General features: G+C 73.5%; 13 protein-coding genes. 5 read left to right on the forward strand and 8 right to left on the reverse strand.

Going from position 1 to position 21,744, the window contains the following annotated elements; translation table 11 throughout:
• Positions 1–47: 47 nt before the first annotated feature.
• The 4 genes from G339_RS0119505 (at position 48) to G339_RS0119520 (ending at position 7,187) form a co-directional block, all read left to right on the forward strand.
• A complete protein-coding gene (locus tag G339_RS0119505) occupies positions 48–473 on the forward strand; it encodes a VOC family protein (protein WP_019632752.1) in 426 nt (141 codons plus the stop codon).
• A gap of 174 nt (positions 474–647) precedes the next feature.
• Positions 648–4,130: an FG-GAP-like repeat-containing protein gene (locus tag G339_RS0119510; protein WP_019632753.1), complete on the forward strand. Its 3,483-nt coding sequence runs from the start codon at positions 648–650 to the stop codon at positions 4,128–4,130.
• Between the two features lie 186 nt (positions 4,131–4,316).
• Positions 4,317–5,342 carry an alpha/beta hydrolase gene (locus G339_RS0119515; RefSeq protein WP_019632754.1) on the forward strand — a complete coding sequence of 342 codons (1,026 nt, stop codon included), beginning with the start codon at positions 4,317–4,319 and terminating at the stop codon, positions 5,340–5,342.
• A gap of 3 nt (positions 5,343–5,345) precedes the next feature.
• The gene (locus tag G339_RS0119520) at positions 5,346–7,187 is read left to right on the forward strand and encodes a class I SAM-dependent methyltransferase (RefSeq protein WP_019632755.1); all 1,842 of its coding nucleotides are present in this window, start codon (positions 5,346–5,348) and stop codon (positions 7,185–7,187) included.
• Here the strand turns inward: G339_RS0119520 and G339_RS34505 are convergent.
• The 8 genes from G339_RS34505 to G339_RS0119560 form a co-directional block, all read right to left on the reverse strand.
• The gene (locus G339_RS34505; RefSeq protein ID WP_084693324.1) at positions 7,177–8,637 is read right to left on the reverse strand and encodes a cellulase family glycosylhydrolase; all 1,461 of its coding nucleotides are present in this window, start codon (positions 8,635–8,637) and stop codon (positions 7,177–7,179) included. The two genes, G339_RS0119520 and G339_RS34505, sit on opposite strands and share 11 nt — an antisense overlap.
• A 100-nt stretch (positions 8,638–8,737) precedes the next feature.
• Positions 8,738–9,709: a hypothetical protein gene (locus G339_RS0119530; RefSeq protein WP_019632757.1), complete on the reverse strand. Its 972-nt coding sequence runs from the start codon at positions 9,707–9,709 to the stop codon at positions 8,738–8,740.
• Between the two features lie 151 nt (positions 9,710–9,860).
• A complete protein-coding gene (locus tag G339_RS0119535; protein ID WP_019632758.1) occupies positions 9,861–12,083 on the reverse strand; it encodes a hypothetical protein in 2,223 nt (740 codons plus the stop codon).
• 26 nt (positions 12,084–12,109) lie between these two features.
• Positions 12,110–14,656, reverse strand: coding sequence for a TIGR03986 family type III CRISPR-associated RAMP protein (locus tag G339_RS0119540; RefSeq protein WP_084693325.1), 2,547 nt, complete (start codon positions 14,654–14,656; stop codon positions 12,110–12,112).
• On the reverse strand, positions 14,653–15,183 hold the full coding sequence (gene csx19 / locus G339_RS36940) for a type III-D CRISPR-associated protein Csx19 (protein ID WP_019632759.1): 531 nt from the start codon (positions 15,181–15,183) through the stop codon (positions 14,653–14,655). Before csx19 ends, G339_RS0119540 begins: the two co-directional genes overlap by 4 nt.
• The gene (locus G339_RS0119550) at positions 15,180–16,637 is read right to left on the reverse strand and encodes an RAMP superfamily CRISPR-associated protein (RefSeq protein WP_019632760.1); all 1,458 of its coding nucleotides are present in this window, start codon (positions 16,635–16,637) and stop codon (positions 15,180–15,182) included. The genes csx19 and G339_RS0119550 overlap by 4 nt, the downstream gene beginning before the upstream one ends.
• Positions 16,634–18,949, reverse strand: coding sequence for an RAMP superfamily CRISPR-associated protein (locus tag G339_RS0119555; RefSeq protein WP_019632761.1), 2,316 nt, complete (start codon positions 18,947–18,949; stop codon positions 16,634–16,636). The genes G339_RS0119550 and G339_RS0119555 overlap by 4 nt, the downstream gene beginning before the upstream one ends.
• On the reverse strand, positions 18,946–20,445 hold the full coding sequence (locus tag G339_RS0119560) for a Cas10/Cmr2 second palm domain-containing protein (RefSeq protein ID WP_157407900.1): 1,500 nt from the start codon (positions 20,443–20,445) through the stop codon (positions 18,946–18,948). The genes G339_RS0119555 and G339_RS0119560 overlap by 4 nt, the downstream gene beginning before the upstream one ends.
• Positions 20,446–20,640: 195 nt before the next feature.
• Here G339_RS0119560 and G339_RS0119565 point away from each other — a divergent pair, with 195 nt between their 5' ends.
• Positions 20,641–21,687 (forward strand): SAVED domain-containing protein, encoded by a 1,047-nt coding sequence (locus tag G339_RS0119565; protein WP_019632763.1) that lies wholly within the window; start codon positions 20,641–20,643, stop codon positions 21,685–21,687.
• The last annotated feature ends 57 nt before the right edge of the window (positions 21,688–21,744 follow it).

Raw genomic sequence — 21,744 nt, forward strand, 5'->3', positions numbered from 1 at the left:
TTCGAGAGCCGGGGGCGAGCCCCGGCGGAACGGAGGATCGACGACTGATGGAGCAGACTTCGGCGCAGGGTTACGGCCCCGACCACGACTCGCCGTTCTCCTACGGCCTGCACCACGTGCAGCTCGCCATCCCGCGGGGCGCCGAGGACGAGTGCCGCACGTTCTACGTCGGCGTTCTCGGCATGCTGGAGATCCAGAAGCCGCCGATCCTGGCGGCGCGCGGCGGGCTGTGGGTGCGCGCGGACGCGCTGGAGATCCACCTGGGCGTCGAGGACGACTTCCGGCCCGCGCGCAAGGCGCATCCGGGCGTCCGCGTCGGTGACCTGGACGCGCTGGCCAAGCGGCTGACGGACCACGGCGTGGACGTGACCTGGGACGACGCGTTCCCCGGCCACCGCCGGTTCTACGCCGCCGACAACGTCGGCAACCGGCTGGAGTTCCTGCAGCGCGACGGTTCCGTGCCGGAGTGGTGAGCCGGGGGCCCGGCCCCGCGCCGGGCCCCGATTCCTCCCTTCGGGACGCCCGAAAGTCAGGTCGGGCGTAAGCGGGCTCTTCCTTTTGTCACCCGTCTTCGTATCGGACGGCGCGAAAGTGAGGGATTCTCGTGTCCGCGTGTTCTCCGGTGACGTCAGGAGCCCGAAGTGCGGATGCGTTCAGCGAGTGCCTTCCTCGTCGCGCTGGCCCTGGTGTGGGGCCCGGCCGCGCTGGCGGACACCGGCGGTTATCCGAACGACCCGTCGTACGCCCCGCTCGAAGGCGGCGGGGACTGCTCGAAGGTGGCCGGGAGAGAGCAGCACGGGCTGTACTCCTTCCTGCCGCGCTGCACGCCGAACGCCAAGGACCCCGAGGGCGCGTCCGGGATGTCCGTCGACAAGGCGTGGCGCGACTACACCAAGGGCTCGCCGGACGTCACGATCGCGTACGTCGAGGGCGGCGTCAACTGGCACAACGGCGACGCCGCCGAGCTGGCCGACAAGGTGTTCCTGAACACCGGCGAGCTGCCGAAGCCGCAGGGCTCGGCCACTTACGACAAGGACGGCGACGGCGTGGTCACCGCCGCCGACTACGCCGAGGACCCGCGCGTCAAGGACGCCAACGGCAACGGCCGCATCGACCCCGAGGACCTCATCGCCGCGTTCTCCGACGGCCGCGACGACGACGGCAACGGCTTCACCGACGACATCTCCGGCTGGGACTTCTACGAGGACCAGAACGACCCGGCCACCTACGACTCCACGTACGGCCACGCGAACTCGCAGATGAAGGTCGCCGCCGCGCAGACCGACAACGCGACGGCGGGCGCGGGGATCTGCCCGCGCTGCCGCGTCCTGCCGATCCGCGCCGGGCAGGAGGCCCTCGACCGCACCGACGACCTCGCGCAGGCGTGGCTGTACGCCGCGCACCTGGGCGCGAAGGTGATCGTCAGCACGACGGCGGACCTCGGCTACTCGAACTACATGAAGCAGACCGTCGAGAAGCTGTGGCGCGAGGGCGTCGTCATGGTCGAGTCCAGCAACGACTTCGACTCGACCGACCACCAGGGCGGCATGTTCTGGCCGCACGTCGTCCCCGGCAACGGGCTCGTCGCGAACACGGCCGGGAGCGTCCCGGACCCGATCGCGAACCCGCTGACGACGACGTACCGCACGCGCTCGGACCAGACGTCGTTCGGCGCGAAGGCGATGTTCTCGGTGTCCACCGAGGGCGGCTCGACGTCGGAGTCCACGCCGACGACGGGCGGCGTCTTCGGGCTGCTGCTGTCCTACGGCATCGAGACCGGGCATCCGCTGACGAACGAGGAGGCGATCCAGGTCCTGCGCGCGACGGCGTCCGACATCGACGACCCGTCGCTGCCGTGGCCCGGCAAGAAGGGCTGGGACCGGCAGTACGGGTACGGGCGGCCGAACGTCGCCAAGGCGCTCCAGGCGGTCAAGGACGGCGCGGTGCCGCCGGTCGGGTCGATCACCGGCCCCGACTGGTACTCCCTCTACGACCCGACGAAGACCGACAAGGTGGACGTCACCGGGTACGTGGCCGCGCCGCGTTCCAGCGGCTACCGGTACGAACTTCAGTGGGCGCCGGGCATCGAGCCCGCCGAGTCCGCGTTCGCGAAGGCCGGTTCGGGCGAGGGCAGCGCGCCGCACGACGGCAAGGTCGGCACGCTCGACCTGTCCAAGGTCCCCGAGTCGGTGTGGAAGAAGCAGTACGAGCTGTCGTCGGACAAGGCGCTGTCGGCCAGCGAGCAGTACACCGTCACGCTGCGGCTGCGCGTGTGGGACGCGGCCGGGCGCATGTCGGAGGAACGGCGCGCCATCGCCGTCCACCACGACCCGGCGCTGCGCTCCGGCTTCCCGATGAAGCTCGGCGCCGGCAACGAGAGCCAGCCCGCGCTCGCGGACCTGCGCGGCGACGGCCGCCAGGCCATCGTCTACGGCGACGGCGACGGGCGCGTCCACGCCCGCGACGGCGTCACCGGCGCGGAGCTGCCCGGCTGGCCCGTCACGACGCTGCCGACCGTCCCGCAGCACGCGTACCCCGGCATCGACCCCGGGCACGAGCCGATCGTCGCGCCCGTCGCGATCGGGGACCTGTTCCACGACGGCCGCCAGGAGGTCGTCGTCACCAGCACGACCGGGCGGACGTACGCGTTCGACGCGGCCGGGAAGCTCCTGCCCGGCTGGCCGAAGGTGCTGGACGCGGGCGTGTCCAAGCCCGCGATCCCCCGGCCCGCGCTGAAGTACACGCGGCTGCCCGTCCAGGGCGCGACGGCGTCGCCGATGCTCACCGACCTCGACGGCGACGGGCGGCTCGACGTCGTCCAGGCCGGCTGGGACGGGCGGCTGCACGCCTGGCGGCCGGACGGCACCGACCTGCCCGGCTGGCCCGTCGAGGTGAAACTCGACGCCGCGCCGCCGTCCGGCTACGTCCGCATCGACGACCGCAAGCTGCCCGGCATGCCCGCCGAGGCCGACCTGGACGGCGACGGGAAGCCCGAGATCGTCGTCCGGTCGCAGCGCTCCGACAGCAAGGGCTCCGGCGAGCAGTTCTACGGCGCGAACTACGTCTTCGCCTACCACGCCGACGGGACGCCGGTGAAGGGCTGGCCCGTCCGGACCAACTCCACGATGACGTTCTACGGCTCCGCGCAGGAGTTCATCACCGAGGGCGTGAACCAGCCCGCCGTCGCCGACGTGGACGGCGACGGCAAGGACGAGGTCGCCACCGGCCCGTCCTTCGGCCCGACGTACCTCATCAACGGCGCCGGGAAGATCGTCAAGAACTTCGGGCCGCTGGAGAACATCGCCGGGATGCTGTCACCGGGCGCGGTGCTCGGCGGCAACCTCGGCGCCGACGTCCCCCTGTCGTTCACCACCTCCGGGGCGTTCGGGAAGTTCGGACCGTTCGACCGGATCGGCTACAGCGAGGCCGGGTCGGGCGCGCTGTCGCTCGTCGCGGCGCTGCTGTTCCCCGGCAGCGGGCAGCCGATCGGCAACTACCAGCGCGGGTACGACGCGGCGACGGGCCTGCCGATGCTCGGCTTCCCGCAGGGCCGCACCGGGCTCGGCTTCCTCGGCGCGCCGATCATCACCGACGTCACCGGCGACGGGAAGGCCGAGATCGTGGACGGCGGCGACACCTCCACGCTCCACGCGTTCGGCGGTTCGGGCCGCCAGGCGTCGGGCTTCCCGGCGTTCACGGGCGGCTGGATGCTGTGGTCGCCGTCCGCCGGGGACCTCGACGGGGACGGCAAAACCGACCTCGTCGCCACGACCCGCGAGGGCTACCTGTTCGCCTGGAAGACCGGCGGGAAGGCGTCCGCGAACACCGAGTGGTGGACCTACCACCACGACGAGCGCCGCACCGGCCGCTACGGCACCGACACCCGCGCCCCCGGCGCGCTGCGCGACGTCGCCCGATCCGGGAACACGCTGACGTTCACCGCGCCCGGCGACGACGGCCTCACCGGCCGCGCCACCGCGTACCGGATCACCGCGGGCGGGCGGACCACGACCGTCCCCGCGACCGCCGCGGCGGGCGCGAAGCAGACGCTCACCGTGCCCGCCGGACCGGTCACCGTCCAGGCGGTGGACGACGCGGGCAATCCGGGACCGGCCCGCTCCGGTGCGTGACGACCACGATGCCCGCCCGATGCTAAATACCGAATGATCTTCTGTCCGCCGCTGACTGTTTCCCGGACTTTTGTCAGTCGACCGACAAAGGATTTTCACGAAAGGCTCCGCTGACTTCTGCTCTCGGGGGCTCACTGGAATTAGCATTGCGCGCCGGATCGAGGGGACCGACCTCGGAAGGTGACGATGCGCTGCTTCTCCCGCGCCCTGCGGAGCATCACCGGAGGCGCGCTCGCGCTCCTGGTGACCGCGGGCGCACTGCCCGGGACCTCCCGGAGCGCCGACGCGGAGCAGCCGCTCCCCGCCGACGACGGGGCCAGGATCACGGCCGAGACGCGGGTGGACGACTCGACGGTGGACCTCACCGTCGCGACGCCCGCGATCGGCGACAGCGAGATGATCCGGGTCCTGCTGCCGAAGGGATGGTCGCGGACGGCCGCCCGGACCTGGCCCGTCGTGTACGCCTACCAGGGCGGGAACGACGATTACACGTCCTGGGTGAAGGGCAGCCAGATCGCCGATCTCGCCGCCCAGTGGGGCGTCATCGTCGTCATGCCGTCCGGTGGCAAGAACGGCGGTTTCACCGACTGGTGGAACTACGGCAAGGGCGGAACTCCCAAGTGGGAGACGTTCCATACCCAGGAAGTGCTGCAACTCCTCGAACGCAATTACCGGGCGAGCACGACGCGCGCCGCGCTCGGCGTCTCGTCCGGCGGCCAGGGCGCGATCGCCTACGCCGCGCGCCACCCCGGCATGTTCCGCTACGCCGCGAGCTTCAGCGGCCTGCTGCACATCTCCGACCCGGCCGTCGAGTGGACGCTGATGCTCCAGGGCCTGTCGTTCGGGTTCGACCCGTACTCGGTCTGGGGCATCCCGATCTGGGACGACGCCAACTGGAAGGCCCACGATCCCTACGAGCTCGCAGGCAAGCTCCGCGGCACCGGCCTCTACATCTCGGCGGGCACGACGGGCATGCCCGGCCCCTACGACGACCCCGCCAACAGCCCGATCGACGCGAACTTCTACGGCGCGACCGGCGAGCTGATCGTCGGGCACACGTCGCAGGACTTCGTGAACCGGCTCAAGCAGCTCGGCATCCCGGCCACCGTCCACCTGTACGGCGACGGCTGGCACAACTGGAACTACTGGCGACCCGAACTGGCGACCGCCTGGCCGCTCATGATGAAGGCGCTCGGCGCCGCGAAGGTGTGACCGATGGACGACAGGACCCGGTGGCTCCCCGTGGCCGCGGCGCTCGGCATCGCCGCGGACGCCCTCCGGCGCCGCTCCCGCACCGCCCGACTGACCGTCCTCCCCCCTGACCCCGCCAACAACCCCGCCGACGCCGACGGGCGGGGGTTCCGGTTCATCACGGCCGCCGGGGTCGAGGTGGACGCGGCGACGCGGGCCGCCGCGACCGCGTACGCGGTCGAGCAGGGCCTGGACGTGCTCGATCTCGTCCCCGCCCGGCTCGACGCCGCGCGCGCCCTCGAACTCGCGCGGCGGCTCGACCCGGCCGGCTACCGGCGCGCGCGGCTGGCGCGCGGCGAGAGCGCCGGGCACGCCGTCCTGGTGAGCGAGGACGTCCTGCGGCGGGCCGCGCCGGACCGCCTCGCGGACCTGTCGGCGGCGGAGATGGACGCGCTCGCCGTCCGCCTGAAGCGGTACGCGCCCGTCACCACCGACGTCGCGGTCGCGCCGGACCTGGCCCCGCTGCCCGCCGCCGCGCTCACGCCCCGCGACCGGCGCACGATCCTGCGGTCCCGCCTGCACCTCGACCTCCCCACGCACCTGACCGGCGTCCTGGCCGGGCTGACCGGACTGGCGCTGCTCACGGCGCGGCGGCCCCGGTGGGGGACGGCCGTGCTCGCCGCGTCCTGCGCGCACCCCTTCCTCGCGACGGCGGGCACCCCGCTGTGCCCGCACGACCTGCGCCGGTTCGCCCTGCTGCGGCCCGTCGCGGCCCCCGCCCGCTGGGCGCGCACGGCGCTCGCCCGCGAGGAGCCCAATCCCGACCTGCCGCGCCTGCGCGCCCGCTACCGCGCCGACCTCCAGGGCGGCACGGCCCGCTTCTTCTGCCCGCCCCGCACGGACTGCCCGTGGTGCGGGGACGAGGCCGTCCGCCCGTACCTCACCAGCCTCGACTACCAGCAGCGCAAGCCCGGCACGTTCCGCCTCGGCCGCTGCGACTCCTGCGGGCACGTCTTCCAGAACCCGCGGCTGAACGACGCGGGCCTGGACTTCTACTACCGCGACTACTACGACGGCATCGGCGCGGCGGAGGTCGAGCGGGGCTTCCAGCTCAGCGGCCCGCACTACCGGGCCCGCGCGGAGATGCTGCGCGGGCACGCGGTCCCCCGGGCGTGGCTGGACGTCGGCGGCGGCCACGGGCACTTCTGCAACGCGGCCCGCGACATCTGGCCCGGCACGCGCTTCGACGCCCTCGACTTCGGGTCGGGGATCATCGAGGCCGAGCGCCGCGGCTGGGTGGACCTCGCCCACTACGGCCAGTTCCCCGACCTGGCCGACAAGCTCGCGGGCACCTACGACGTGGTCAGCATGCACCACTACCTGGAGCACACCCTCGACCCCCTCTCCGAACTCGACGCGGCGGCGCGGACGCTGCCCGCCGGGGGCCACCTGCTCATCGAGGTGCCCGACCCCGAATCGCCCGTCGCCCGGCTGGCGGGTCGATGGTGGCACAACTGGTTCCAGCCCCAGCACCTCCACCTGATCCCTGTGGATAACTTGGTGAACGCGCTGGTCAGCAGGGGTTTCGAGCCGGTCGCGATCGAGCGCGGCCCGGCCCACCAGAACCTCGATCTGCTGATGGTCGTCGTCCTGCTGCTGAACCGGCTCATCCCGCCGCACCCGGACCGCCCGTGGACGCCCGCCGGGCTGCGCCGGACGCGGATCGCGGCGCGCGTCGCGGTGAGCGTGGCCGGGGCGCCGCTGCTCGCGACGGCGATGGCCGCCGACCAGCTCGCGGCACCGCTCATCCACCGTTTCGGCGGGGCGAACACCTACCGCGTGCTGGCGCGGCGGGTCAGCCGCTGACCGACACCCCGACCTCGGTCGCGCCGGGTGCCGCGCGCAGCCGCAGCACCGGTGCGTCCGGCGCGGACACGACCGTCGCGCCGCGCACGGCGACGCGGTACCCGCGCGGATGGTGCAGCGGTGACGTGTAGACGAGCGTGTCTCCCCCGCCGGACGGCGTGTAGGTGAGCGTGAAGATGTTCGCGTCGGGGTCGTAGCCGTAGCTCTTCGGTGTTCCGGCGACGACTTGCGGATAGGGCTCGTCCAGGACGTTGAGCGCGGCCGTGTTGACGTTCGCGCCGCTTCTCGGCTTCGTCAGGTCGTACACGAGCCCTTCGACGGTCCCGCCGTCGGTGGGATCGCCGCAGCGGCAGTACGTCCACTCCAGCCACGGCACGCGGCGCTCGTCCGCGAGCCGGACGACGTACGACATCTCGTCCGGGTTCTTCGTCGCGCCGAACTCCGACAGCAGCAGCGCGTCACCGGTGCGGTCGGCCTGCGCGGCCGCCTGGTCGAAGACGGTCTTCTGCACGCCGTCGCAGATCCGGTACATCCAGTCCGGCGTCTCCTTGCCCGACAGATCGACGCAGTAGGCGTGGAACGACAGGCCGCTGCGGGCGTCGCCGGGACGGCCGAGATTGATCGGCGAACCGACCGTCGCCAGCAGATTCGGCTCGTAGAACGCCAGATGCCCCGGATCGACGGTGCGGATCGCGCGGATCATCTTCGTGAAGAACGGCGCGAGCTTCTTCCCGTCGAAATCCCCGCACCCGAACGGCGGCAGGCACGACGGCCAAGCGCTGCCCGGCCACGGCTCGTTCCACAGGTCGTAGCCGAGGACGGCCGGATTTCCCCGGAACCTCTTCGCGACATGCGTCCAAGCCTCCGCGTACCAGTCCTGGAGGCCCTTCCCGGCGACGGGCGCGTTGTTCCAGAAGTTGTCCTCGGCGCGCTGGAGGGCCGGATTGCTGAGCAGGTTCTGGAACGTGTCGTGGTTGAGGAAGTCGACGGGGATGCCGTCCGTGCGGATCATCCAGTCGGGGTACCCGGTGCCTCTGAACTTCGTGCTCAGGAGGTCCTGCGGGAAGGTGAGCAGTGTCCGGATTCCGTGTTTCCCGAGCACGTCGACGGTCTTCTCGATGCTCGCCAGATACCGGTCGTCGAACTCGCCGGGGCTCGGTTCGAGCCCGCTCAGCACCACCCCGAGCCGCACCGCCGTGAAGCCGTGCTCGGCCAGGAACGCGGCGTCCTTCTCCCCGAACCCGAGCCGCGCCGGATCATACGGCGGCGCTTTGGCGACCATGTTGAACCCGTGCGGAATGACGCGCCTTCCCTGCGCGTCGGTGATCCACCGCCCCTGATGCCCGAGCACGTCCGAAACACCGGCACCCGAATCGGCGCGCGCGGGCGCGACGACGGCCAGCACCGCCGCCAACGCGGCACCCCCAACGACCCATCTCCCCAGCTTCATGACGGCCTCCTCACGCCCGCACGCTAACCACACCCCCGCAGCGAATCCACACGCTCATCGCGCAATACCCGCGAACATTCCGCCCCGAAAAACGAACGCCTCACTCCCCGACGCGCCGCCCGACCCAGTCAAGCCCCGCCGCCTCCACCAACCGCAACAACCTCAGAACCCGCCTCCGCCCCAACCCCACCAGAAAACCCTTCACATCCCGCCCGTCCCACGCCTCGACAATCGCCACGAGCCAATCCCGCTCATCCGATTCCAGCATCCGCGCGACGACCTCCCGCGCCCGCGTCCGATCGGCCCGCGTGTACGGGTCGGCATTCCGCGCGGGCAGCTCGTCGGCGCGCAGCGCGTCCATCGAAAGCGACGGCGCGCGATGGCACGCGTGATAAAACCCGGGATTCACCGCCCGGAGGCGGGCACGCATCGCGCGCACGCGGGCGGCCGCGTCCCCCGGCTCCACGCCGAGCCGCCGGCAAAGGTCCGCCGGGGGCTCCACCGCGTCCGAACGCCCGCGCAGCGCCCGCTGGGTATCGAAGACGAGCAGCTCCAGATCAACCGGATCACCGCGCAGTTCCCCCGCCCACCCGGCCGTCCGCAGGTCACGCTCGGGCCGGGCCGGACGTCCCTCGGCCACCGCACGGCGACGCCGGACCGCGCCCTCCAGGTGCCGGACGGGCAGCGCGACGAACTGCTGCCGCGCGCACCGCACCCACGCCGGATGCCGCGGCGACCGGGGCGCGGCCAGCAGTTCGGCGGCGTCCGCGACCCGCTCGTCCCGCGCCGCCGCCGACCGCGCGTGGACGGCGACGCTCGCGAGCCGACCGCGTCCGGGCTCGTCCAGCGCCTCCCGGAGCCGGTCGAACGCGTCCAACGCGAGGTCGCGAACGGCGGTCTCGCACTCGTGGCAGCGCGCCCGGCGCGCCACGCCGGGGCACCGCGCGCCGCCGTGCAGCACGTTGTCGAGCGCGCGCCGGGACGCGGCGGTGAGCGCGGGCATGACCAGCGCGTCGAACGCGCGCGCAGCGCGGTCGGTGTCGGGGTGGGCGAGATCAGCGACGAAATACACGCGGTCCTCCGAAGGCATGGCGGGACAGGCCGTGCTTCGGGCGGACGCCCGTCACGCGGCCTTCTTCGGAGGGCACTCGCGGTGCCGAAGGGACCCGGCGGCGAACCGGCATCGGGTCGTTCTCCAGTCTCCGGGCGCGCCGGGCGGGGTGTCAACCGGATTCGGGCAATGCCGCCATGAGCCGCCGGTACTCGTCCACGAGACGGCCGTCCGCGGCCGTGCCGCGCAGCGCACGCCGCGCGGCGTCCAGCCGCTTCCGCGCCTTTTCCTCGGTCGGCGGCGACCCGCCCCGGTCGAGAAGGTGGGCGTAGGGAGTTCGGTTGCGTTCGGCGTTGAGGTCGGCGAAGGCCGGGTGGGCGAGCATCCGTTTCCACCTGGGGAAGTCGAAGAGGCCGGGGCGGAGGGCTTCGACGGCGAGGTGGCAGGCCGCTTCGGGGCGGTCGGGGAGGACGGCGGCGATCAGGGCGAGGCGCTGGGCGCCGAGGAGGCGGCGCGCCGGGTCGTCGGCGGCGGTGCCCGGGTCGCCGTACAGCGCGCGGTGGAGCGCGCGGACGCGTGCCGCGACGGTGGCGAGGGCGGGCGAGCCGTGGCCGAGGACGTCGGCGGCGCGGCGCAGGTCGAGCCGGGCGAGCGCGTCGCGGGCGAGGGCGGCGAGCGGCGCGTCGGGGCCGAGGCGGCACAGCACGCGGCCGCCGTCCTGGTCGACGGGGACGACGCCGTCGCCGCGGCCCAGCGCCACCGCGCGCAGGCGGCAGCCGGTCCGCAGGGACCATTCGATTCCGGCGAAGATCATTGCGTTGACGGTGACCGGCTTGCCGGGATTGAGGACCAGGACGACCTCGTCCACGCCCCACAGGCTCGCCGGATCGACCAGGCCGCGCGGCCGGTCCGCGCCGCCCAGCGCCGCCGCGACCCGCGCCTTCGCGTCGGCCTCCGACCCGGCCGCCGAGGGCAGCGGGCCGATGACCGCCGCCTCGAACGCGGGGTCGGACACGCGGGACTTCATGCGCGCGGCGAGGCTTCCGGCGCGCTCCGCGGTCTCTTCCGTGGCGAGCAGCCGAAGGCGGACGCGGGGCGGCCGGGCCAGGCCCTTGCTCTGCCGCAGCACCCAGTCGTAGACGCGTTCGAGACCGTCGAGGCCGCCCGCGTCGGCGGGATCGCCGTCCGGCCGCAAACCCACGCACATCAGGACGAGGACGTCGCCGCTGCCGAGCACCGGCCAGACGGGCAGTCCGCGCTTCGCGGCGAGGCCGACGAGGGCGTCCTCGTCCTTCTGCCAGCGGTCGGCCGCCTGTTGGATCGTCTTCGGGAGCAGGCCGCCCGCGCCGGTGAGCTGCGCGCGGTGGGTCGCGGCCGCGCCGACGAGGTCCGTCAGCGCGGAGTCCGTCAGGAGGTCGGCGCAGCGGCCCCGGACGCCGTCGAGGTGGGCGGCGGTCGCGCGGATGCGGTCGGCCATGCCGTGCGTCTCGTCGCTCGGTCGGCGGAGGGCGGCCAGGAGTTCGTCCAGCCGGGCGCGGACGCGCGGAGCGAGTCCGGGAGCGTCGTCTTCTATGCGCTTCTCCAGCTCAAGCACGTACCAGCGGCGCAGCAGCGACTGGTCCAGCGCTTCGCCGCGGACGACGCGCTCGAAGAACGCCGCGCGGATCGCCGTGCCGGGCTTGTGCAGCCGGTCGCGGGCGCCCCGCCCCAGCTCGGGCGGGACGGTCGGCGAACGCAGCGCGCGGCGCAGCGTGTCGGTGCGGCAGCGCTGGCGTTCGGCGAGCAATCCCCAGACGTCCGCGTTCGCCGGATCGGCCAGGACGAGTTCGTCGAAGTGCCGCTGCCGCAGCAGCCAGTCGTTCAGCGACTCCACGCGCGGGACCAGGTCCGGCGGGCGGTAGGGCGCGTCCGCGCGGTCGACCGGGACGACGCTCACCGGGACGTCCGCCTGGGGCGCGGCCAGCAGCGCGCCGAAGCCCATCGCGTACGCGCCCGTCCCGGACGTGACGAGGCACGTCTCCGGCGGACGCGCCGCGAGTTCCGCCGCCGTCGCGGCGAGCGCGGCCCCGGCCGCCGGCGCGGCGGTCCGCGCGACGCGGACGTCGTCGCCGGTGAAGCGGTGCCCGAACAGGCCCGCCGGGCGGCGGAACAACTCCGCGACGCGCTCCGCGTGCTCGGTGTACGGGCCGAGCCAGGCGTGCTCGGAACTCGGGGTGGCCAGCAGGAGCAGGCGGTCCACGGCGATGCCCGCCTTGTCAAGCCCGGCGAGCGTCTTGTGGAGCGGCCTGCGGTGCCGGGGCTCCGCATCCGCGCCGACGGGATCGACGGGATCGCCCTCGACGCTCCTGGCGCTGAGCCCGAGATCCCCCGCGCCGACCGCATGGACCAGCAGCACCCCGCCGCGTTCTCCTGCCGCGCGCGTCACCGACTGTCGCGTCTCCCGCCGTCTTTCCGACGCCCGCCGTCCCGCCCGTTCCCAGCCCCGCCGCTCTGCCCGCCGTTCCCGGCACCACCGCCGCCCCGACCGCCGTTCCCGCCGCGTCCGGCGCCTTGCCCCCCGCCACGCCCGCCGCCGTCGCCGCGACCGCCCTGACCGCCGCCGGAGCCGCCCCGGCCGCCGCCGCTCCCCGCGCCGCGCGTGCTGTCTCGGGCGCCGCCTCGTTCACCGCGCCGACCGCCGTTCCCGGCGCGTCCGCCGCGCGGACCGCCCTGGCCGCCGTTGTCGGAGTCGTTGCCCTTGCCCTTCAAGGGCTCCGCGGGATAGACGCGCAGTGCGTTGGCCGTGCTCGCCGTCGCGGGGGGCAGGGAGCGGCCGCGGCCCGGCGCGATCTCCTTGCCCGCGACCTCCTCGTTGGCGGTGAACCACTCGTACGCGACGCCGTGCGGGTTGGGCGGTGTGGGCGAGTTTCCGCGCATCGTGCCGGGCCGCGTCCGCGGGTAATGGACGGGCAGGTCATCGACGCCTCGCGCGACCGCGAGGAACGCGGCCTCGATCTCGCGCAAACCCGGGTGGGAGGCCAGGATTTCGGAGTACTCGGCGCGCAGTTCACCCAACTTGGCCGCGTCGATGGACGCAGGTTGCGCTGCGCCCAGGTCCGCGTAGTAGGCACGCAACTGATCGGTCGAGTGCAGCTCCGTGTGTTCGTGATCCAGCGTGAGGCGGACGCTGCCGAAGCCCAGCGGCTTCCCGAAGCCCATCCGGTGGAAATGCCCGTCCGGAAGGTCGAGCAGCCACAGCAGCGCGCCGAGTTCGACGCCGTCCAGGTCCTGGACGTCGATGGTGAACGTGAACTCCGTGCCCGGATTGATCCAGCCGGAGACCGAGCGGTTCTGGTTGTCGCGCTGTTCCTCGGCCGTGGTGGCGAACGTTCTATTAAGTCCAGTGAGAACCGGCTTCTGCGCATCGCCCCCGTCCGGCTTGCGGGGTCTGCGGAACTCCCGGTAAACATTCCCGAGAAGCTGCTGCGACGGGTCCTGCGTCGTACTTCCGGGATCTTCCCAGTAGTTCGGCTGCGCGGTCTCAGCGGCGTGATGCCAGTACGCCTTCCGGCCGCGGAGCCCCCGTTCCTGGCGGTAGATCTTCTCCTTCTCGGCTCTGTCCTCGATCGCCGCTCCCGCATCTCCCTTCTTATCCGACCAGTAGAAACGGCCTTGAGAAGGCTTCGGGCTGCCCAGGATCGCCAGCGGCAACCCGTCACCGGCGAAGGTGCGAACGGCGTCCGCCGGATCGGTTTCGCATGCGACCGGACCGATGCGCACCCGACCCCGGTACGCCGCCGGAGAAACACCCGAACCCTGCGGCGCGACCCAGCCGAACACGCGATCGGCCGGGGAGAACTCCTTGTAGGAGGCGGCCGGGCGCAGTGTCGGATGGACCATCTCGGCCGGGGGCAAGGCGGACAGGTCGCGCGGGATCAGCACCGGGAATAGATCGACGACTTCCTCTCCTTCGAACAGGGCGTAACATATCGAGCCAGCCTTGAGACGCTTACTCTCCTCGTCCCAAAGATGCGGGCTCAGGGCCAGTTCCTCGCCTTCGTCGGCAGCCCGCCGCGCCGGCTCGCCATCACCTGCGAGACCGTTCGCCGCATAGTCGCCGATGAGCCGGTCCCAGCGGGAAATCATCCCGTGCAGCACCAACGTGTCAGCGTCCTTATCGAACAAAAAGACACTCTCACACTTTTTGCCGATCACGTTTCGACCGGTGACGAAAGCGATTCCTTTCCGAAAATTCTCCCGCCCCCGAGCACCCGGACCCCGCCGGGTCTGCTCTACTGATCGAATCTCAACGATGAAGGGCAGCCTCCCCTCCTTTCCCTGCAACTTGACCATCACTTGCTGGCGATGCTTCGGGACGATCCCCTGAGTTTTATTCTCGTCGCAGTATGCGTGGTAGACCGCATGGCTCATCAACTCGATGTCGAGCACATCGTTCTCGGCGTCCGCTGTGATGACACGGACCGGCCGCATCTGCAGCGCGTCGCCCGCGACGCGTCGCCAGCCCAGCGGTTGGTCGTGCGCCTCGAAGACGCCGAACCGCGAGTCGGTGATCGTCTCGTACGCGGACCGCAGGGCGCCCTTCACCGACGTCGCCGGGAAATGCGGACGGCCGTCACGCAAGAGCACCGGATACGTCAGATGGTCTTCCTCGCCGGACGGTGCGACGCGCGCGCGGGCCGGGTCGAGAAGCAGCAACGGTGTTTGTGTCGTGAGGCGGACGGCGATGCGGCCCGTCCAGCGGTCCGGGTGAAGCCGGTCACGGAAAGGAGGCTTCCCGTCCCTCAACGACTCGGGCAGGCCGTCGCGGGGATGTGCCGGGACGAACGTGTACGGGTTCAGGAAAGGCTCATCCGGGGCGGGACCGGAATTCCGGTGCGGGGGCTCGGGCCGGGGTTTGGGCGCTTCCCCTCTCAGCGGGCGATAAAGAGGCATGCTGCTCGGACTGGGCTTCTTCGATTCCTCGGTCATGTGTCCCCCTCCGCCGCCTCGATCGCGATGAGGCGCTCGTCGATCACGTGAGCGTTGCCGTGCTTCGTCTCGCGGCCGACGTATTCGCAGGTACGGATCAGCGCACGCCCGCCCTCCGGAATCTCGACGGGAACGTGCAGCGTCCCGATCCGCGCGGCCGTCAGCGCCGTCCAGCCGTCACGAACACCCGCCGCACGCCCCCACACCAGATACGACCCCGGAACACGGTCAATCGTCTCGACGTCCGCGCTGTCCCAACCCGCAGGCAGAGAAGCAACATCGTCCGTAAGCACGGAAGCGCGCCCCCCATCACCCGGATCAAGCCACCGCACCTCCACGACCGAATTGAAGACCCGCCCCTCGTAAACGGCGGCGAGATCCACCGGCCCGTCGACCCCGAAAGCCCGCCCGCCGCGCACGCGGACGACATGGTGCTCCCAGGGCGTCGCGAGGAATCCGATCCCGTCGCAGACGGCGAGCGCGTCCGCGAGCGACGCGCCGTCGCGGGACGCCGTGTGCAGCTTCATGCCTCTTCCTCCAGGTATGCGGTCCACGCGGCGCGCAGCGCGGGCGTCGCCAGCGCGTCGGGGAGCGTCGCGCCGTCCGGCCAGCGGCCGCCGCGCAGGTCCACGGACTCGACGGCCACGTCCCCGAACCCGCGCCCCGTCCGCCCGCCGAGCGGCACCCGTCCGCCCGCGAGGTCGCGCAGGACGACGAGCAGCAGCGCGACGGCGCGGTCCGCGTCCGCGCCGAGCCGCGTCAGGTCGACGGCCAGCCGGATCGGCTCCCACGCGACGCCGTGCGGTTCGAGGACGCTGAACAGCCGCCCGCGCGCCGCGCCGCCCGTCCACCGGTCGATCGCGACGTGGTCGGCGCGGTCGAGGCCGGCCTGGGCGAGCCGGTCGCGGACGCCCGCCGGAAGGACGGGCGCGTCGGGGCCGTCGTCGCCGTTCACGACGGCGTCCCAGACGTCGGCGGGCACGGTCGTCCGGCTGACGCACTCGGCGACGGCCACCGCGCCCCGCCGCGCGTCCGCGTCGCGCCACGGCCCGAACAGCGCGGCCGCGACCCCGGCGTCGCCGCGCAGCGTCCGCTCGATCAGCTCGGCGCGGCTCCGCAGCGCGCCCTTCACCGAACTGCCGGGCAGGACGAGCGCCACCCGGTCCCCGGCGACGTCGGTGACGAGCGGCAGCGCGCCGACCATCGCGCCGTCGCCCGGCGCGCGCGTCATGACGGGCGCGGTCGGCGTCCACGCGACGGTGACGGTCAGTTCCTCGCGGCGCGGCGGCAGCGCCGGATCGGCGGCGACGTCCAGGTCGGCGGCGCGCACCTCGCCGCGCAGGAACGCGATGAGCCCGTCCGCGCTCGTGAAGTCGTGTTCCTCGACGTCGAGGGGCGTCCGCAGCAGCGACACCGTCCCGAACCCGGTGCCGGACGCCGCGCCGAGCCGGATTCGCTCGGCGGCGAGCGCGTCCAGCAGCGCCCGGAGCCGCGCGCGGTCGCGGTCGGCCGTCGCGCGACCGCACTCGACGTCCAGCTCGAACCGGACATAGTTCCCGGGTGGGACGACGGTCCGCGCGTACAGCGCCTCGGACGCGGCCGCGCCGGTCTCCCGGTCGATCGCGACGCCGTACCGGACGGGCAGCGCCGCCGCGTCGACCGGCTCGGTGGGAATCCCGTCGGCGTCCACGGCGAACGAGGACGCGACAATCCCGTCCCGCACGACAATGCGGCTCGCCCCGACGTCCTCGGCGTCGCCCCACAGCTCGACCGGATCGTCCCCGCGCCCCCGCGTCCACGCGCGCAGCGCCCCGGCCAGGCTCGTGCCGGGGACGTGGACGCGGCCCTGCCCGTCCAGCGCGACGGGCAGCGCGTCGGCGGGGTCGGCGGCGATGCCGCCGACCGCGAGCGGGCTGCGGACGGCGAGCCAGCCGCGCACGCGGAGCCGCAGGTCGAGCGGGCGTCCACGGCGTCCGGTCATGATCCCTCCCCGGTCAGGGCGCGCCGCCGGGTGTGCGCGGCGAGGCAGGCGGTGAGCAGGCTGCGGCGCGCCTCGCGCAGCAGTTCGCGGCGCAGGCGCGCGGCGCCGTCGGCGGTGACGGCGAGGTCGTCGCCGGTGCGGCCGAGCGCCGTCCAGACCGTGTCGGCGGCGAGCAGGACGCGCAGTCGCTCGCCGATCCGCGCGGCGTCGTCCCAGCGGCGGACGAGCCGGTCGATCCGGGGGCCGACGTCCTCGGCGTCGAGCAGCCGCCGGAGCGCGTTCAGCCGGGTCGGGGTGAGGCCGGTGAGTCCTTCGAGCAGCGCGTCGTCGGCGGCGGCCCGTTCCGCCGCGCGCCAGATCTCGGCGCGCCACGCGGCGCGTTCGACGATCCGCGCGGCGGCGTGCGCGGGCGTGCCGGGTTCTAGCGGGACGCGCACCGGTGCGGGGCGCGTGTCCGTCCTGTCTCGGCGGCGCAGTGTGGGGCGCTCCAGCAGCGGCGCGTTCACCCTGATCTGGCCGAAACCCTCGCCGCGTCGCAGCCCGAGTCCGGCGGTCTCGACTTCGGCGAGCGCAGCCGCGTCGACCTCGCCGCGCACGTCGAACGTCAGGCAGCCGCCCGCCGCGAGGCCGAGCAGGGTTGGCCGGGGCAGGCCCCAGCCGGTGTGCCACGACTCGGTGCGGGCGATCTCGAACAGCGTCGGAATCGTCCTGTCCCCGGAGACAGGCGTGCGCACGCGCGCCGGGTCGTCCGCGGGCGTCGGAATCGTGCCGTTCTCGGAGACGGGCGTGCGCACGCGCGCCGGGTCGTCCGCGGGCGTCGGGATCGACTCGTTCCCGGCGACGGGCGTCAGCTCCGCGCCGAGCGCCCGGCCCAGCTCGGCGGCGACCGCGTCGGCGGTGAGCGCCGCACCGAGCCGGGCGTCGCGCAGCAGCAGGTCCGACAGCAGCCAGACGCGCAGCCGGCCGCCGACCGCCCGCGGCCGGGGCTCGGCGGCCGCGCCGACCTCCGCCGTCGCGAGGCCGTAGTCGTCCTTGCGCGACCGGCCGAGCCGCCAGTCGCCGCCGAGCGCCGCCGCCCAGTCCCCGTCGAGCACGCCGCCGCGGACGCGGACCTCGGCGGCCAGGACGGTCCCCGCCGCGAGCGCGCGGTAGGCGTAGACGCCGCCGATCGCGCGCGTCGGCCGCTGCGAGCCGTCCTCGATCGTGTTGTGCATCCGCGTGACGAACCGCGGACGGTGGACCTCGAACTCGTCCGGATCGTCCGGAACGTAACCGGCGCGCAGCCGCTCGGCGGGACCGTCCGCCGCCGCGAGCGCGCGGTTGACGAGCCTGTCCCCGCCCGCCTTCGGCGCGAACAGCACGCGCGGCACCGGCAGGCCGCGCCGCCCGCCGACCACGGGCGTCGCGGCGGTCACCACGAGGTCGCCGCGGCGCGCGGCGGCGGCCGCGGTCGGCCCGAGGCGGCGCAGCACCTCCGGCAGCAGCATCCAGCCGGGCGCGTGGTCGCGGCCGAGGACGTGGTTGCCGATCGTCCGGTCGTGCGCGAGCAGCGGCGCGGTGAGCGTCAGGGTCAGCGCCGCGCGCTCCCAGCCGTCGCCCGCCGCGTACTCCGCGCCGGTGGGACGGCCCGTGCGGCGGCCCGCGCGGCGCGGCGCGGGCGGCGGGACGAGGCCGCCGCGCAGCGCGTCCTCCCAGCGGTCCGGCGCGGGGGCGAGGTCGAGGCGGCAGCGGCCCGCGCCGCGCCGCCGCTTCGCGCCGACGCCCTCGACCAGGCGCGCGCCCGCCCAGAGGACGGCGCGCGCCGCCGCGTCCTGGGCCTCGTCGAGGCCGTCCGGGAGCGTCACCGCGCCGGTCAGGGTGACGCCGCCGCGCGCGAACTCCTCGAAGCGGACCTTGCGGTCGGCGGCGGCGCCGGTCTCCGGGTCGATCTCGACGCCCGGCCGCAGGAGCGTGACGGCCGCGCGCACCTCGTCGTTCGCGGCGAGCGCGCGGCGCAGGTCCGCCGGGTAGCGCAGCGCGCCGTCCCAGACGAGCGCGCCCGGGATCGGCGCCTCCCCGTCCGTCCCGCGCTGGCCGCCGAACAGGTGGACGACCCAGGCGTGCGCGGGCCCGGCCGGGCCACCGTCCAGCGCGTGCGCGGCGACTTCGCACCCGTCGCGCCAGACGCCGTTCATTGATTTGGCGGGGACGTGCGGGAGTCCGTCCTCCGGGTCGCGGTCCACGAGGCGGTCGGCGTAGCCGTGCGCACCGGTGCCCGTCCCGATGCGCCAATCGGACAACATGCGCAACGCGAGGTCGATGCGGCGGCTCATCGGGCGGCCTCCCCGGCGAGGAACGCGGTGGCGTTCATCGCGTCAAGCAGGCCCGTGACGAGTTCTCCGTCCGCGTCCTCCCAGAACAGGGCGCCGTCGCGGCCGAGGTCGGGGGACGGGTCGATCGCGGCGAAACGTTTCTCGGCGACGGCGGGGCCGAGGAACAGACCCGTCCGGAGTTCGTGCGCGCGGGACCGGGAGACGCACAGGTTTCCGTCCTTGTTCCGCTCGGTGAGGACGTTCACGCGGTGCTGGAGATCGCTCCAGCGGCGGCCGTGCGCCCAGTCGCCGTCGCCGCGCACGACGTACGGCTGGGCGGTGAGGCGCGCGCCGTCCCTCGTCGCCGCGGCGCGGAGCCGGTCGAGGTCCGCGACGGCGCTCTCGTACAGGACGTGGAAGGACAGCGCACACGCGTCCGCGCCCAGCGGCTTTTTGACCTTCTTCGCCTCGGCGGTGAGTTCTTCGACCAGGTCGATCGCGTTGTGGAACGGGTAGGCGCGTTTGGTGATGGCGACGCCCGCGCACGCTCCCAGGCCCGTGTCAACTTCGCGTCGGATGTGTGGATGGTCGCGCGTCCGCCGGGCGAACTCCTCCAGGTACCGGACGGCGAACGGCAGCGCGTGCGGCCCCTCGCAGACGACGGTGAGGTCGTCGCCGCCCAGGACGAGCGGGAGGATCGTCGCCGGGCCGTCCGGGACGGCCGCGCGGAAAGCGGCGCGCGTGCATTCATCCACGGCCTCGGAGAAGTCGTGGAGCGCGTCGACGTAGACGCGGGCTGAATCGTCTTCGTGCTGAGCGCCGAGTCCCGCGAAGACGCGGCCCATTCCATTGCCATCCGCATGGACGAGCGCGACCCATTCCACATCGTCGTTCAGCCGCTGGACCAGTTCCTTGAGTTCGTCGCGTTCCACACCGATGTCGCGCACGAGATTGGCGATGGCACGGTCATAGGCGTCGAGCTTTCCGCGACTCGGCGCCGAGCACGGCTCCACGGCGCCCTCGCCGGGCACCCGCCACGTCCGCTCGGCCGGAAGCCCGCTGGACACGCAGCGCTCGGCGACGGGAACGCCGGGAAACCGCGCCTCCGGGCCGGGCCGTCGCGTCCGGACGTGCATCAGCTCCTCACGCGCGACGGCGAAGGCCGCGTCCGCCGCCTTCGCGCCGCCCCACTCGAAGGGATCACCGACGACGCCGCACACGTCCAGCCCCGGCGCCTCCCGCAGCGCGCGCCGGGTGATCTCACCGATGATGCGCCGGCCCTCGTCGGGTTCCCGCACCAGGAGCGTGACGCCGCCCGCGTTCGCCGTGACGACCTCGACGGCGTCCGTCTCGATCCGGCCGGACCCGCGCCCGCCCAGCGCCGCGTCCAGCCAGTCGCGCTCCACCCGCGTGATCAGGTGCGACGCGCCGACGTTCTCCCGCCGCCTGGTGGAGTCGAAGATGTAACGCTGATTCCCCGCCGTCTTGATCACGACGACGTGGACTTGTCCCGGCATCCGTCCCCCTCGTGTCGCGCCCTCTCACCCTTATCTGATGGACGACGACGTCTTCGCAGGTCACACGCGTGCCCGACCCAACCATTCAGCCGCACAACGGACACGCGATTCGCCGGATCACGCCCGTCCGGAAGCGGCCAGCCACCGCTTCGTCCATCAGAGAAGGGTGAGAGGGGCGAACCGGAAGGAGACGGGATGGACGCGAAGGTGACGGTGGCGGACGTCGCGGGCGGCGCGGGCACGGCGGCCGGGGCCGGATTCCGGCGGTGGCTGCGCGAGGGCGGCCCGCTGCGGACGGTCGGCACGCTGTTCGCGGGCGCGGGGGCCGTCGAGACGTTCAAGGGTTTCGCGATCGGGAACGCGGCGGGGCGCTGGTGGTTCGTCGCGGTGCTGGTCGGCGGGCTGGCGGCGGTCGGCGTCGCGCTGCTCCAGCAGCGGTCGGCGCGGAAGGTGCGGGTCGGCGTCGTCGTGACGGGCGTCGATCCGCGCCGCAAGGAAGGGATCGCCGAGGACCTCACCGAGCGGGCGCTGACGTACGCCAGGTCGACGTGCGCCGTCACGTTCCAGGTCCGCTGGCGGCTGCCCGAAGGCGACGTCTGGGACTTCTCGGCGGTCGACGGCCTCGCGGAGGCCACCGTCGAGGCGATGACGACGGCCGAACGCCTCACCCGCGGATCGGCGCGGATCTCGCTGTTTCCGACGATTCCGCTGCACGCGGCGTTCCACTACGGCGCGCGGATCGCCCGCGCGCACGCCGCGCCGACGACGCTCTACGCGCCGCGCCACGGCGGGACGTACTTCCCCGCGATCCCGCCGCGCGCCGACCGCGCCGCCGCCCGGCCACTGCGCGCCGCGCCGCCCGCGACGATCCCGGGCGGCGACCCGGCGCGCGCTGCTGTCGCCCTCGACCTGCAAGGACGCGGCGAGGACTTCGCCGCGCACGTCCGCGCGGCCTGCGCGGACCTCGGCATCGGCACGCTGCTCCTGCTCGCGTCCCCCGACGAGTTCCTGGTCGAGGACCAGGCGACGTTCTCCGGCGTGGTCGAGCAGGCGGCCGCCGCCTGGCGCGACACCCCGCTGCCGGACGGGGCGCGCGCGGCCCGCCACGCGGTCTTCCTCAGCGGCCCCGTCCCCATCGCCGTCGCCCTCGGCGCCCGCCTCGCCACCGCCCAGCGCGGCCTGTGGACGGCCCTGACCTGGGACGAGAAGAGCAGCACCTACGAATCGCTCCCGGCCGCCTGACGGCGGGCCGCGAAACCCTAGTACATACGTTCGATCACGTGCCGATGAATGGCCGAA

Source organism: Actinomadura atramentaria DSM 43919, assembly GCF_000381885.1.
GTDB classification, from domain to species: Bacteria; Actinomycetota; Actinomycetes; order Streptosporangiales; family Streptosporangiaceae; genus Spirillospora; species Spirillospora atramentaria.